12 protein-coding genes and 3 pseudogenes are annotated in these 12,444 nt (G+C 69.9%); 4 read left to right on the top strand and 11 right to left on the bottom strand.

From position 1 onward, the window contains the following. Positions 1-22 precede the first annotated feature (22 nt). Positions 23-294: pseudogene (locus ABT123_RS19755) on the top strand (IS701 family transposase); the annotation flags it as partial. A 131-nt stretch (positions 295-425) separates the two neighbouring features. Next, a complete protein-coding gene (locus ABT123_RS19750) occupies positions 426-1,058 on the top strand; it encodes an HD domain-containing protein (protein WP_351316013.1) in 633 nt (210 codons plus the stop codon). Positions 1,059-1,204: 146 nt separating this feature from the next. Here the strand turns inward: ABT123_RS19750 and ABT123_RS19745 are convergent, their stop codons facing one another. From ABT123_RS19745 to ABT123_RS19720, 6 genes and pseudogenes are all read right to left on the bottom strand, one after another. Continuing rightward, complete coding sequence (locus ABT123_RS19745; protein ID WP_351316011.1) at positions 1,205-1,780, bottom strand: NADPH-dependent FMN reductase; 576 nt, start codon at positions 1,778-1,780, stop codon at positions 1,205-1,207. Positions 1,781-1,834: 54 nt separating this feature from the next. Beyond that, a complete protein-coding gene (locus ABT123_RS19740) occupies positions 1,835-2,302 on the bottom strand; it encodes an ester cyclase (RefSeq protein ID WP_351316008.1) in 468 nt (155 codons plus the stop codon). 135 nt (positions 2,303-2,437) lie between these two features. Next, on the bottom strand, positions 2,438-3,061 hold the full coding sequence (locus tag ABT123_RS19735) for a TetR/AcrR family transcriptional regulator (RefSeq protein WP_351316006.1): 624 nt from the start codon (positions 3,059-3,061) through the stop codon (positions 2,438-2,440). 32 nt (positions 3,062-3,093) lie between these two features. Continuing rightward, positions 3,094-4,362, bottom strand: a complete 1,269-nt coding sequence (locus ABT123_RS19730; protein WP_351316003.1) for a flavin-dependent oxidoreductase — start codon at positions 4,360-4,362, stop codon at positions 3,094-3,096. A 133-nt stretch (positions 4,363-4,495) separates the two neighbouring features. Continuing rightward, positions 4,496-5,188 (bottom strand): annotated as a pseudogene (locus tag ABT123_RS19725) (alpha/beta hydrolase); the annotation flags it as partial. 266 nt (positions 5,189-5,454) lie between these two features. Then, complete coding sequence (locus ABT123_RS19720) at positions 5,455-6,153, bottom strand: alpha/beta fold hydrolase (protein ID WP_351316000.1); 699 nt, start codon at positions 6,151-6,153, stop codon at positions 5,455-5,457. Between the two features lie 352 nt (positions 6,154-6,505). Between ABT123_RS19720 and ABT123_RS19715 the strand changes: the two genes are divergently transcribed. Next, positions 6,506-7,513 (top strand): hypothetical protein, encoded by a 1,008-nt coding sequence (locus ABT123_RS19715; protein ID WP_351315997.1) that lies wholly within the window; start codon positions 6,506-6,508, stop codon positions 7,511-7,513. Positions 7,514-7,552: 39 nt separating this feature from the next. Here the strand turns inward: ABT123_RS19715 and ABT123_RS19710 are convergent. The 3 genes and pseudogenes from ABT123_RS19710 to ABT123_RS19700 form a co-directional block, all read right to left on the bottom strand. Next, positions 7,553-7,717: pseudogene (locus ABT123_RS19710) on the bottom strand (helix-turn-helix domain-containing protein); the annotation flags it as partial. Between the two features lie 125 nt (positions 7,718-7,842). Further along, entirely contained in the window at positions 7,843-8,793 is a 951-nt protein-coding gene (locus ABT123_RS19705) for an alpha/beta fold hydrolase (protein ID WP_351315994.1), read from the bottom strand. A 336-nt stretch (positions 8,794-9,129) separates the two neighbouring features. Continuing rightward, positions 9,130-10,077 (bottom strand): RNA polymerase sigma factor, encoded by a 948-nt coding sequence (locus tag ABT123_RS19700; RefSeq protein ID WP_351315991.1) that lies wholly within the window; start codon positions 10,075-10,077, stop codon positions 9,130-9,132. Between the two features lie 326 nt (positions 10,078-10,403). Here ABT123_RS19700 and ABT123_RS19695 point away from each other — a divergent pair, with 326 nt between their 5' ends. After that, positions 10,404-10,838, top strand: coding sequence for an ester cyclase (locus ABT123_RS19695; RefSeq protein WP_351315988.1), 435 nt, complete (start codon positions 10,404-10,406; stop codon positions 10,836-10,838). A gap of 64 nt (positions 10,839-10,902) precedes the next feature. Here the strand turns inward: ABT123_RS19695 and ABT123_RS19690 are convergent, their stop codons facing one another. Continuing rightward, complete coding sequence (locus tag ABT123_RS19690; RefSeq protein ID WP_351315986.1) at positions 10,903-11,943, bottom strand: zinc-dependent alcohol dehydrogenase family protein; 1,041 nt, start codon at positions 11,941-11,943, stop codon at positions 10,903-10,905. Positions 11,944-12,041: 98 nt separating this feature from the next. Continuing rightward, complete coding sequence (locus ABT123_RS19685; RefSeq protein ID WP_351315983.1) at positions 12,042-12,437, bottom strand: nuclear transport factor 2 family protein; 396 nt, start codon at positions 12,435-12,437, stop codon at positions 12,042-12,044. Positions 12,438-12,444: the final 7 nt, after the last annotated feature.

Raw genomic sequence — 12,444 nt, 5'->3', positions numbered from 1 at the left:
CGGGGGCGGTACGGGAACGGGTGCGTCCGCGATGATCGAACGGCTCCTGGACGCCGGACATCACGTCGGCTGGGTGACCGCTGACGAGGTCTACGGAGGCAACCCGACACTGCGAGCGGTGCTGGAGGGCCGCAGGATCGGCTATGTCCTCGCGGTGGCCTGCTCAGCCGAAGGGACAACCGTTTCTATGACTGGGCCGTCATCGATCTGGCCGAAACGGCGCCAGGCCACCGTCAACTGCTCATCCGCCGCAACCGCACTACCGGCGAACTCGCCTACTACCGTTGTCGTTCCGCCGAGCCACAGACGTGAAGATCACGATCTACGCCTGGAGTGCTCGTCCGCCGAATGAATGGCACGAATCTTGCGGCACGTGTCACGCATGCACCTGCCGTGGTTGGAATCGCGACGCCTAGCCTGCACATATGGACTTCTCGCTTGAGCTTCCGACTGGCCCGTTGGCCGAGGCCATCGTCTCCGCGGTGCGTGACTCCGAAACCACTTCCGTCTTCAACCACAGCGTGCGGAGTTTCTATTTCGCGCAGCTCCTGGCTGAGCGCGAGGGCTGTCTGGAAGATGCCGCATACGACCGTGACCTGCTGTTCGCCGCAACTGTCCTGCACGATCTGGGTACCGGCAATCTCGCGAAGGGTGAAGCCCGATTCGAGGTGGAGGGTGCCGACCTGGCGGCAGCTCTGCTGCAGGGACATGGCACCCCCGCAGCGGACATCGACCGCGTGTGGGAGGCCATCGCTCTGCATACCTCTCCTGGCATTGCTGAGCGCCGAGGGCTGCTGAGTTACCTCACTCGCGAAGGTGTGGGGATGGACTTTGGGCGCAATGCGGAGCTGGCCTCTGCATGGCAGGAGGAGATCCACGCCGCCTACCCCCGTCTCGACATGGTGCGTTCGTTGGTCGACGCCATCGTGGAACGAGCTGCTCGGTCAGACGCCGCGGCGCCTCGATACTCCATTGGCGGCGAACTGCTGCGCGAGCGTCAGGTCGACGGTGTGACAAGGATGGAGTTGGAGGCCGCCTCATCTCCTTGGGGAGAGTAAACACTTGGCCGGCTAGGGCCCGGCGTCGGGTCGGGTTCGTTGAGGAGGTTGACTCGTATCAGATCGGCGGGTGATCTGGTCATGGTGAGTCCGTTCGTGTGAGCCGGATCGGTGGCGGAGGCTCACCCGCTTTCGCGGCCGACTGGTCAGGTCGCGGCGGCCGGAGTCATCCGTAGCGGGGCGAGAGCCGTGGTCCAGGCGATGACCTGGTCGAGCATGGCGTCCAGCGAATGCAGGTGATGGTCGCCGGGCTTGAAGACGCTGAAGTTCTCGAAGTCGGTGTGCAGGGAGAGCGTGACCTGTTGCCGTACGTCGGCCATCTGGAGTTCGGCGGCGACCAGGCGCAGTTGCTCGGCGGACCGTACGCCGCCCGCGGCGCCGTAGGAGACCAGGCCGAGGGCCTTGTTGTTCCATTCTGCGTAGAGGTGGTCCAAGGCGTTCTTCAGGACGCCGGGGATGCCGTGGTTGTACTCCGGGGTGACGATGACGAACCCGTCGTAGGCGGTGATGGTCGCGGCCCAGCGCCTTGTGTGCTCGTGTTGGTACTGGCCGAGGGAGGGCGGCATCGGTTCGTCGAGGTGGGGGAGGGGGTGGTCGCGCAGGTCGAGCAGTTCGAAGGCAGCGTCGGTGCGGCGTGAAGCGTGGTCGTGGACCCAGCGGGCCACCTGGTCTCCGACGCGGTTGGGCCGGGTGCTGCCGAGGATGATGCCGATGGTGGGCATGATGGGCCTGCCTCTTCGTGGTTCCTTGCGAGTGCGCTGCCCGGAGCGGTTCGGTCAGCTCGGGGCGGCGGCCGACGCCGTGACGGCGGTGGTGAAGTCGGGCTGCACGCCGAGCTGGGCGAGCATGACGCTGAGGCCGACGTAGCAGTTGAACTCCTTGATCTTGCCGTTCTCGACGTACCAGAAGTCGGCCGTGGGGATGTCGAGCGTGGCGCCGGTGGGCTGGATGGTGCCGGCGGGCGTCTCGAAGGGGCCGGTGAAGGTGCCCCGGATCGTCAGCTCGACGGCGACGACGTCACCCATGACGTGGAAGCGGTGCAGTTCGCGGTGTATGTCGGGGGCGAGCGCCCTCATGAAGGCGACCAGGTCGCCCAGGTGCTCACCGCGGTAGGTTTCGCCGGCGACGATGTTGTTGAAGACGCCGTCCTCGGCGAACAGATCCACGAAGCCCTGTATGTCCAGGACGCTGCCCTCGGCTGCTCGGTACGCCGCCCGGACCACGGTTTCCGCGTCGGTGCTCATGGCGCCCTCCCGTGCGAGAGAATCCATTCAAACCTTTGATTGAAATTGTGGGCAGGACTCGGTCGGCTTGTCAAGCAAGCGATTGAATTTACTCCTGCACGGGGTCGGGACGGCGTATTCGCCCACGGCAGGCGCCTATCGGGCTCCTCGGAAGGAGCCGGCCACCACGGGGACGAGCATTCGCTCGACCCGGTCGGCGGGCTCCGCGGCCAGCTCGGCCCCGATGGGTGCCAGCGCGAGCCAGTTCAGCATCCCGGCCGCGCAGCGGACCCGGAAGACGAGTTCGCGCTCGTCTGCTTCGGGAAGGTTTGCTGCCAGGACCCGCACCGCCTTCCGTCGGGCCTGCTCGAACTTCTCGGCGAGCCTTTCCCACCCTTCGGGAGGGTCGATCCCGACCCGCGCCACGGTCCGTATCACGGCTAGATCCCGCCCCCCGGCCGCGAGCGCGCTCATCATCGGTCGCGCGAACGCCTCGGCCAGCTCGCTCAGCGTCGCGGTGCCGTCCAGAGCGTCGAGCTCCCGGATCTGCGCGTCCAGGTATCGCTCCAGCGCGTGCTCGATCGTCACCTCGCACAGTGCCTTCAACGAGCCGAAGTGGTAACTGACCGCGGCGACGTTGGCTCCGGCGTTCTGGGTGATCTCCCGGAGGGTCACCCCCTCCTGTCCCCGCTGTGCGAGCAGCTCAAGGGCAGCCGCCAGCAGATCGTCCCGCGTTCGCTGACCGGCCTCACGGCGCAGGTCCGTCTTCTCTGGCCTCACAGTAGAACTCAAGCGACTGTTTGACTTCATTGTCAAGCGGTCGGCCGGCCTGCCAGGCCGTTGGCATCCGCCGAAGCCGTCCACGATGGGTGGGTATTGACCTGCGCCACCGTGGCCCGGGACAGATGCTTGTAGCGGTCAGTGATCGATTCCGCCAAGCCGGAGGGTAGGGCCCCGCCATGCTCCTCCGCTCGTGTGATGACCTCTTCCGGCCCGGAGTCCCGGTTGGCGATGACGATCGCGTTGACGGTCGGGCGGCGGATGCTGTCGTAGCGGAGGAGCGCGGTCGCCGGGTCGTGTTCGCGGCTCAGGCACCAGGCCAGGACGCGGGCGTCGACTATGGACTGGGATCCGCCGTTCATGCCCATGGGGAACATGGGGTGGGCGGCGTCACCGAGCAGGGTGACGCGTCCGAAGCTCCAGCGGGGCAGTGGGTCGCGGTCGAGCATCGGGTACTCGAACACCGCCGAGGAGTGCTTGGCGAGCCGGTTCAGGTCGATCCACGGCAGGTTCCAGTCCGCCAGGCCGGAGCGGGCTTCCGTCGGCGTGATGAGGCGGTTCGAGCGGGCCGACGGTCCGGTCGGCCGCCCGTGTCGTACCTCCAGTACCCAGTTCAGCAAGGCGTCACCGCCCTCGGCCGCCGGGTCCGCGATGGGGTAGGCGACGAATTTCGCTCCGGGTGTGCCGCCCGCCACCACGATGGTGCGGCCGTCGAGGACGTGCGGGTGCCTCGCGACGCCGCGCCACATGTGGACGCCGTTCCAGTGGGAGGGGCCCTCGTCCGGGTAGAGCTGGGCGCGCACCGCGGAGTCGATGCCGTCGGAGCCGATCAGTACGTCGGCGTCCTCCGTGATCGGCGTACCGGTCGCGCGGTCGACGAAATGCGCCCGGACGCCGGCCTCCGTCTGTTCGAAGCGCTGGAAGAGCCGGCCGGTGTGGAGGGAGTCCGGGCCCAGGCGCTCGCGCACGGCCGCCAGCAGCACGAGGTGCAGCCGGCCGCGGTGCACCGAGTACTGCGGCCAGCGGTAGCCGGCGGAGATTCCGAGGGGTTCCTCCCACACCGGAGTGCCCGCCCGGTCGTGGTAGCTGAGCCGGTGCGGGGGCAGTGCGATCGCGGCCAGTTCGTCCGCCAGGCCGAGTTCGGTGAGTTCCCGTACGGCGTGGGGCAGCAGGTTGATCCCTACACCAACGGCCTCGATGGCCCGCGCCGCTTCACTCACCCGGGGCCGGAAGCCGGCAGCGTGCAGGCTCAATGCACAGGTCAGTCCGGCGATGCCGCCGCCCACGATGCTGATCCTCATCGGCTTCGTTCCTGCCTTTCGTGGTCGGGCCGCACGGCCCGGGGTGGGATGCGGCGGTGATCGCTGGTGTTCCGTCGTGACCGGGGCTCCGGTCCGCACTCTTGCGGACCGGAGCGGAGGGGAGGGGGCCGGGTCAGACGGTGGCCTCGGCGGCGGTTTGGATGAGGCGGGTCGTGACGCCCGCGTGGCTGATCATGGGAACGTGGGAGGCGCCCGGGACCTCGATGATGCCGCGGGCGCCCGCGCGCCGGTAGAAGAAGCGTTCCAGGGCAGGTGGGATGGCCTTGTCCTCGCCGGCCACCAGGCCCCAGGAGGGGATGGTGCGCCAGGCCGCGGCGGTGGTGATGTCGGTGAAGGCGGAGGCGCTGAAGGGCCGTTGGGTGGCCTGCATGAGGCGGGTGGTGGCGGGCGGCACATCGGCGGCGAACGCTGCGCGGAAGCCGTCGGCCCGGAGGTACAGGTCGGTGCCGGTGGTGCCGTCGGGGTTGGCGTAGGGCACGGCCCGGGTCGCGGCCTGGATGATGCTGCCGGGATACTTGTTGATCAGTACGCCGAGCTGCTCGCCCTCGTCGGGGACGAACGCGGCGATGTAGACCAGGGCCTTTACGTTGGGGATCCCCGCCGCGGCGTTGGTGATGACCGCGCCGCCGTAGGAGTGGCCGACCAGGACGATTGGGCCCTCGATCGAGCGCAGGACGCTGGCGGTGTAAGGGACGTCGGTGGTCAGGCCGCGGAGCGGATTGGCGGGGGCGATGGTGGGGTAACCGGCACGCTGGAGGCGCTGGATGACGTCGTTCCAGCCGGAGCTGTCGGCGAATCCGCCGTGTACGAGGACGACGGTCGGCTTGGTTCTGGCCGCGGCTTCGGCAGCGCTGTGCTCCGCTGCGTAGGCGGTGGAGCTCAGCGGTCCCAGCAGCGCTGCCGTTCCGGCGACGGCGGCGCCGGTGGCGAGCACGCGGCGGCGCGTGGGGTCAGGACCCATGGCGTGACTCCCTCTCAGGGGACGGGGCGCGATCGCCTCTCGCCCGGCGGCGTGCCGGGCGAGAGAGAGTGTGGTGCGTGGTGTGGCGGAGTGGCGGAGCCTTGGCGCCGTCAGGCCTGGCCGTTGACCGCCTGGGCGGCCTGGGTGATGACGGCCGCCACGACGGCGGGGCGGGAGACGTAGACGGCGTGGCTGCCGGGGGTTTCGGTGACGACGGCCTTCGCGCGCTCGGACATGGCGCGCTGGGCGGGCGGCGGGATCATGCGGTCGTCCGTGGCGACCAGGTACCAGGACGGCTTGATCCGCCAGGCCGGTTCGGAGACCGCGCCTTCGAGTGCGTCGACGCCCCAGGGGACCTGGGAGTCGGCCATGAACGCCGCCACGTTCTCGGGCACGTCGGCGGCGAAGGAGGCCGCGAAGCGGTCCCGGTCGAGGAACAGGAAGCCGTTCTGGGGCGGCAGGATCGGCGGTACCGGTGCCCCGGGCGGCGGGTCGGCGATCAGGGAGCTGACGGACTCGCCCTCGTCCGGCGCGAACGCGGCGATGTAGGCGAGTGCCGTGACCTTCGGGTGGGTGCCGGCTTCGGTGATGACGACGCCGCCGTAGGAGTGGCCGACCAGCACGGCCGGGCCGTCGAGTCCGTCGAGGATCTGGCGGGTGGCTGCGACGTCGCCGGCCAGCGAGAGGGTGGGGTTCTGTACGACGGACACGCGGTAGCCGTCGGCGGTCAGGTGGTCGTAGACCCCCTGCCAGCCCGATCCGTCCACGAAGCCGCCGTGCACGAGCACGATGTTCCTGATGGGTGCCATGGTTGCTCCTGAGCTGGAGGGACAGGCCATGCCGCCTGTCCCGGTGCACGGGAGTCAAGTCCCTGGCAGGGCAGCGGACCATGCGGAACCGCATGCAGAAGTAGTCGCGTTGCCTTTTCGGGCCGTGTCGGCCGTGTCGGCCGTGGGCGGTGGGAGCTGGTCCGTGCCGCCTGCCGGCCAAGGGCGCTGGACTCTGCGGGTCCGGGCGGCGGGCGTCGACCGGGACGCCGGGACGGAAGGCCGGCCGGCCGTGCCGGTCTCCGGAGCGCCGACCGGGCTGTGGGGATCTCCGTAGCAGCCACGACGTGACCCTCCTGGTCAGAGCCTCGCGCTCGGCCGCGGCCTCCTCCTCGTGGAGCCGCTCGCGGGCGAACAGGCGGACCAGGTCGTGGAAGCGGTATCGGCCCGTTGCCGTGTCGTGGAGCAGGCCGAGGTCGACGAGCCCGTCGAGGGCGGCCCAGGCATCCTCTACGGGTACCCCGGCGGCGAGGGCTGCCAGGGTGGCGTCGAAGTCCGGTGCGGGTACGGCGGCGAGTCGGCGGAACATCCGCCGGGAGGCGTCGCTGAGCTGCTCGTACGACATGGCGAAGGCAGCGGCGATCTTGAGATCGCCGGCCTGGAACTGATCCAGCCTGCGGTCCTCGCGCTCCAGCCGTGCCGCGAGATCGGCGGCGTCCCATCCGGGCCGGCCGGCCAGCCTGTTCCCGATGATCCGCAGGGCCAGCGGCAGACCGCCGCACAGTTCGGCCAGCCGGGTATGCGCCCGATCCCCGCCGAGTGCCATGTGTTTGCCCAGGATCCGGGTCAGAAGTTGTACCGACTCCTGCAACGCCAGTGGTCCCAGGATGAGCCTTCGGACGCCCTCCAGCCCGGAGAGCAGCCGCCGGCTGGTGATCAACACCCTGCCCGCGCCTCCCCCCGGAAGGAGCGGGCGCACCTGCTCCTCCGTAGCGGCGTTGTCGAGGACGACGAGCACACGCTTGTCGCGCAGCACCGACCGGTACAGGGCGGCGCGCCCCGGGACGTCGCCCGGGATCCACTGCTCCGGGACACCGAGGGCGCCGAGGAGCAGCCGCAGCGCGTCGCCGACGGGCAGCGGATGACGGGACATGCCGAGCAGGTCGAGGAAGAGCAACCCGTCGGGATGGCTCGGCCGAAGGGCGTGAGCGGCCCGGACCGCGAACGTGGTCTTGCCCACTCCTGCGGGACCGGCGACCACACCGACCACGCCGACGCCCGGTGCACTCTCCTCGTATACGAGCTCGCTCGTCCAGACCAGTTCGGCCGCGCGGCCGGTGAAATCCGAGACCGACCGGGGCAACTCGCACAGGCCGCCTCGGTCTGTCCAGCGGCTGCGTAACCGGCCGTCACGCGCGAGTTCGGTGAACTGCTCGCGAGGAGCCCCCGTCAGGGCGAGGGCATCCGCCAGAGCGGACACGGTCCGGTGCTGGGGTCCCCTGCTGCGCCCGCGCTCCATGTCCGAGAGAGCCCGGGCGCTCACCCCGGACAGTTCGGCCAGCTGTTCCAACGTCATGCGTGCCGCGTGCCGATGACCGCGCAGCACCTCTCCGAAACAGAGATGTCCAGGGATGGAACACACTTCCTCTCCGTTGCAGGGGGGAGGCACCGAACCCGGGCCGCACCCACCGGGGCGCGACCCGAGACCTGTGTCGCGTGGACTGCGCTCGGTCAGCAGGGCCGGTAGGAGGAGATCTTGTTGTCGATCCAGGACGGGATCGTCGCTGCGTTGCTGCCGGCGGCCACGAAGGAGGCGATCTCTTGGGCGAAGTTCTCCGGTTCCTCCAGATGGCCGAAATGACCGCTGTGTTCCAGGAGCAGCAACCGGGAGGCGGGCAGGAGTTCGTGCAGTTCCTGAGCCCACCGCACTCCGCACACCACGTCGTGGCGGCCGACCACGACCAGCGCGGGCACCGTCAGGGCGCGGAGCGCATCGCGGTCGTCGAACAGGTCTGGGGCGCCGTTCCCGCCGAGCCCCGAGATGTAGGTCGCCTGCAGAGCCTCTTGGAGGCGGCTCCAACGCGGTGTGTCCGCCCAGTAGTCCGCGACGTAGGCGGGCAGCACCCCCTTGGCAGCGGCGACCATGGCCTCGTCGTCGGAGATGGCGGGTATCGCGGCGAACGCGTCCATGACCGACTGGACGTCCGGGCGGCCGGCTTGCCGGGCGGCGAACTCCCCGGCCTTGCGGATCATTTCCTCGCCGAACTCGGGTCCGTTGCCCGGAGCGCTCTCGTACAGGACCACGCCGGCGAGCTGATCGGGGCGGTGCATCGCGTGGTACTGGGCGACGAACCCGCCGTGTGAGTGGCCCAGCAGGTGAACGCGGCCGACGGCGAGGTGGTCGATCAGGGCGGTCAGATGACGGCTGTAGAGGTCCCTGGTGTAGCCGTGGGGGTGGGTGGCGAGCCGGTCCGAGCCGCCCGTGCCGGTCGGCTCCAGGTAGACCACCGTCAGGCTCCGCTCCAGCTCCGGGGCACGCAGGTACTCCCATGCGATGCCGGGTCCGCCGGGGTGCACCACGCAGACGGGTCCCGTTCCGTGGACGTGGTAGCGCAGGGCGAGCCCGTCCACCTCCAGGCTGTGGACGCCTTCGGCCAGCGGGTTGGTGAGAGGAGGGACCATCAGTACTTCCGATCGTGACAGGCAGGTGGATGACACCCACAAGATGCAGCGGAGCGCCGGAAGTTCACACCCGCTGATGTGATCTGGGTCACATCATCAGGTGTGGGGTGGATGCGGCGAGTGCGTCCGCCCGGGCGGCGGGCGGGTGATGGAGGTGTCGGTGCGTACGACGAGCCCGGGCCGGTCCGATGCGGGCTGTCGGTCGCCGCCGGACAGCAGGAGCGAGAGGTGGGTGTGCCCGTGAAGGCCGGGTGGCTCAGGAGGAACAGGCCGCCGGGCACCAGCCCCTGGCAAGGCGGCTGGCAGGCCGGGGGTGCCACAGCCCCGCGGGGCCTGCTACTGCGCCGGCCGGGGGAAGACCACCCGGAGCCTTTCGACGCGCCCGTTCCGGCGGAACATGAGCCAGGCGAGGTTCGGCGGGCAGACGTGCCGGGCACCGTCGTGGGTGACGTCCATCTCCCAGATGGCGATGTCCCGGCCCGCCACCACATGGCGTACGTGCTGACGCACCCCGTCCTCCAGGTAATGGCGCATGACCGGGACGGGGTGCACCCGCTCGCCCGCCCGGCCCAGTCGGCCGACCATCTCCGACTCCGCCGGCCACAGCTCGGAGATCTCCCGGGGCAGGCCTCCGGCGTCCCAGGCCCGCAGGGTCGCCACGGCCTCGTCCCGGCTCGCCTCCGTCACCGCCGCCGCATCACCGTGCGCCTGCGAGGCGGTCTCAGTCAGGGCCCGCGCCATGTGCGCCCGGGCGTGACTGAGCCTGCTGCGCACCGTGCCGACCGGCACCTCGCAGGCATCCGCGATCGCCTGGTAGGAGGTGATGCCACTGAAGTGGCGCAGCATCAGCACCAGTCGCAGGTGCTGCGGCAGGCCCTCCACCGCCTCCCAGATCCAGTCGCGCATCGCGTGCCGATCGATGTGCCGTTCAGGCTGCGACCCTTCGTCGTCGCCCAACCGCAGCTGGTCGAGGCCGTCCAGGCCAGGCACCTCGTGGCCGGCACGCAGGCGCATGCGGCAGGCGTTGCGGACGATCGCCCGCAGCCAGGCACCGACGGCCTCGCCGTCCCGGACGTCGCCGATGCGCCGCAGCGCGGTCAGCGAGGCGTCCTGTACCGCGTCGTCCACGTCGGGCCCGTAGCCGAGCAGGCTCAGAGCCACCGCACGCATCGACGCCTGATGCCTGGCGATCAGCAGCCCGAGCGCCCCGGTCTCACCGGCCTGCGCCCTGCGCGTGAGCTCCTCGTCCGAGGGATCCGAGGAGGGCGGCCCGAAAGGCGCCATGACCTAACACCTCCCGTGGTGGGCCTGCCACAAACGTTACGCGGAAGGGGAGTTGAAGCCCGCTTCTCATCGCCGACGATACGGCCAGAATGGACCGTCCGTCACTCCGTATCCGAGCTTCGAGCTTCGCCCCGATATTCGGGCAGCCGGCTCGGTAGAGGGCCATCGAACTTGGCTCGCAGGGCCGCGCCAGGTCCGGCCGGAGGTGGCGTCCGGGGCCTTCTTGACCTTGACGCGACGGCAACGTCTCTACTGGGTGCCAGACGGACCGGAGCGGTCAATGGCCTGGGCTGGCTGATGCCGCGGGAGCTGGAGAGGACACCGATATGGGTACCGAGGTCGAGAAGAACCTGGCCCTGCTGCACACGGCGTACGGGATGATGGCGAGTGGTGATCTCGACGCGTGCGTCGAGGTACTGACGGAGGACTTCATCGCCAACGTGCCCGGGGCACCCGAACCGCTGCACGGTCGGGAGATCTGGAGGCTGGGGGCGCAGACCATGCTGGAGGCCTTCCCCGATCTGAAGATCACAGTCGAGGAGATGTTCGGCGTCCACGACAAGGTGGCGGTGCGGGTCCACTTCCGCGGAACGCACCAGGGCACCTTCCAGGGACTGCCGGCGACAGGCCGGTCGGTCAGCTTCCGGAGCATCGAGATGTACCGCATAGAGGGCGACAAGATCGCCGAGGAATGGGTGGCTCCCGACTTGATCAGCCTCATGCAGCAGATCTCGCCCAGCCGGGCCAGGTCACGATCCTGACGTCGCCGGCGACCAGGGGCTCGCCCCCGCGGCCACGCCCGGCCCCCGAGTCTTCGACTGTTGGTCATCCCCGGATACGGGCCCGCGGGGAGGCGTGGGAGTGGCTGACGACGACCTTGCCGAAGGGGCCGCCGGTCGCGTAGTGACGGTAGGCGTCCACGGCCGCGTCGAAGGGGAAGACACGGTCGATCACGGGCCGGAGTCCGTGCGTCCCTATGAAGGCGTTCATCGCGGTGAACTGAGCGCGGCTGCCGACGACGACGGTCCGGACGGTGGCACCGGAGGCGAACAGGGCACCGGTGTCGAGGGGCGCGGCGGCATTGCCGACGAAACCGACGCACGCGATCGTGCCCGCCAGGGCGATGGCGTGGACCGACTCGTGGAGCATTCCCGCGACGTCGATGATGCGGTCGGCGCCCCGGCCACCGGTGAAGGTGCGGACCTCGGTGGCCCAGTCGGGCGTGGCCGAGTAGTCGACGACCTCGTCGGCGCCGAGGTCCCGCAGCCGCGCGGCCTTGGCGGGACCGCTGGTCGTGGCGATCGCGCGCGCGCCGAGGGCCTTGGCGAACTGGAGCGCGAAGAGGGACACCCCGCCGGAGCCCTGCACGACGACGGTGTCGCCGGGCCCGAGGCCCGCTCCGTCGCCGGTGAGCGCGTTCCACGCCGTGACCGCCACGCACGGCAGGGTCGCCGCTTCCTCGTACGACAAGTGCGCCGGGACGGCCACCAGCGAGTCCGTGTCGAGCAGCGCGAACTCGGTGAGCAGGCCGTCCAGCGAGCCGCCGCGCTGCGCGAGGTGCTCGACAGCGAACGGGCCGTCCTGCCAGGAAGGGAAGAGCGTGGCGGCCACGCGGTCACCGACGCGTACGGTGTCGGCGCCCGGGCCGACCGCGACGACCTCGCCGGCCCCGTCCGAGACGGGGACGACGTCGGGCTTGACCGGCAGTACGTAGGTCCCGTCGAGCACCATGAGTTCGCGGAAGCTCAGGGACGTCGCTCGCACCGCCACCAGGGCCTGGCCGGGACCGGGTACGGGCGTATCGTGCTCGCGGACGGCAAGGCCGGACAGCCCGGCACCCGTGTGCGACAAGTGGTAACTCAGCATCTGGGGAATGCCCTTCTCATGACGACGTGGGTGGTACGCGGGTCAGGGGAGGTGCGGGTGAGCCGGAGCGGGGTCGGCTCTGGCGGTTCAGTGCCGCTTCACGCGTCGTCGGACTCGGTGGCCAGCGGGACCTCGCCGGCCGTCTTGCTGAAGCCGAGGGCCTCCACGATCCGGCCGTCCGTCACGCGCATGACGTTGACGCCCTGCACCCACTGGTCGGGGCCGTCCCCGAAGCGGTAGGTCCACACGATCGTCGCGCGCTCTCCCGCCACGATCACCTCCTGCGGGGTGAACTGCGAGGTGAGGTCCTCGACGAGGGCCGTCCACCATTCCGTACAGGCTTTGCCCCCGACGACCCGCTCCCCGCGCGGCGCAGGCTGGACGCTCTCCATGACGCAGTCCTCGGCGACCAGGTCGGCCAGGAGGGCTGCCTCACGGTCGGTGAACGCGCGGTTGAAACGGTCGATGACTTCGGCGGTGCTGCGCACGGACATGACGCCT

The organism is Streptomyces sp. NPDC002054, from assembly GCF_040296685.1.
Lineage (GTDB): Bacteria > Actinomycetota > Actinomycetes > Streptomycetales > Streptomycetaceae > Streptomyces.
Note: the sequence above shows the minus strand (reverse complement) of the source record. Positions and strands in the feature narration are given on the sequence as shown.

Bases quoted from the DNA above. Each gene is read 5' to 3' on its own strand.
- ABT123_RS19750 (WP_351316013.1), top strand. From the start codon at position 426: ATGGACTTCTCGCTTGAGCTTCCGACTGGCCCGTTGGCCGAGGCCATC.
- ABT123_RS19745 (WP_351316011.1), bottom strand. From the start codon at position 1,780: ATGCCCACCATCGGCATCATCCTCGGCAGCACCCGGCCCAACCGCGTC.
- ABT123_RS19740 (WP_351316008.1), bottom strand. From the start codon at position 2,302: ATGAGCACCGACGCGGAAACCGTGGTCCGGGCGGCGTACCGAGCAGCC.
- ABT123_RS19730 (WP_351316003.1), bottom strand. From the start codon at position 4,362: ATGAGGATCAGCATCGTGGGCGGCGGCATCGCCGGACTGACCTGTGCA.
- ABT123_RS19720 (WP_351316000.1), bottom strand. From the start codon at position 6,153: ATGGCACCCATCAGGAACATCGTGCTCGTGCACGGCGGCTTCGTGGAC.
- ABT123_RS19705 (WP_351315994.1), bottom strand. From the start codon at position 8,793: ATGGTCCCTCCTCTCACCAACCCGCTGGCCGAAGGCGTCCACAGCCTG.
- ABT123_RS19700 (WP_351315991.1), bottom strand. From the start codon at position 10,077: ATGGCGCCTTTCGGGCCGCCCTCCTCGGATCCCTCGGACGAGGAGCTC.
- ABT123_RS19695 (WP_351315988.1), top strand. From the start codon at position 10,404: ATGGGTACCGAGGTCGAGAAGAACCTGGCCCTGCTGCACACGGCGTAC.
- ABT123_RS19690 (WP_351315986.1), bottom strand. From the start codon at position 11,943: ATGCTGAGTTACCACTTGTCGCACACGGGTGCCGGGCTGTCCGGCCTT.
- ABT123_RS19685 (WP_351315983.1), bottom strand. From the start codon at position 12,437: ATGTCCGTGCGCAGCACCGCCGAAGTCATCGACCGTTTCAACCGCGCG.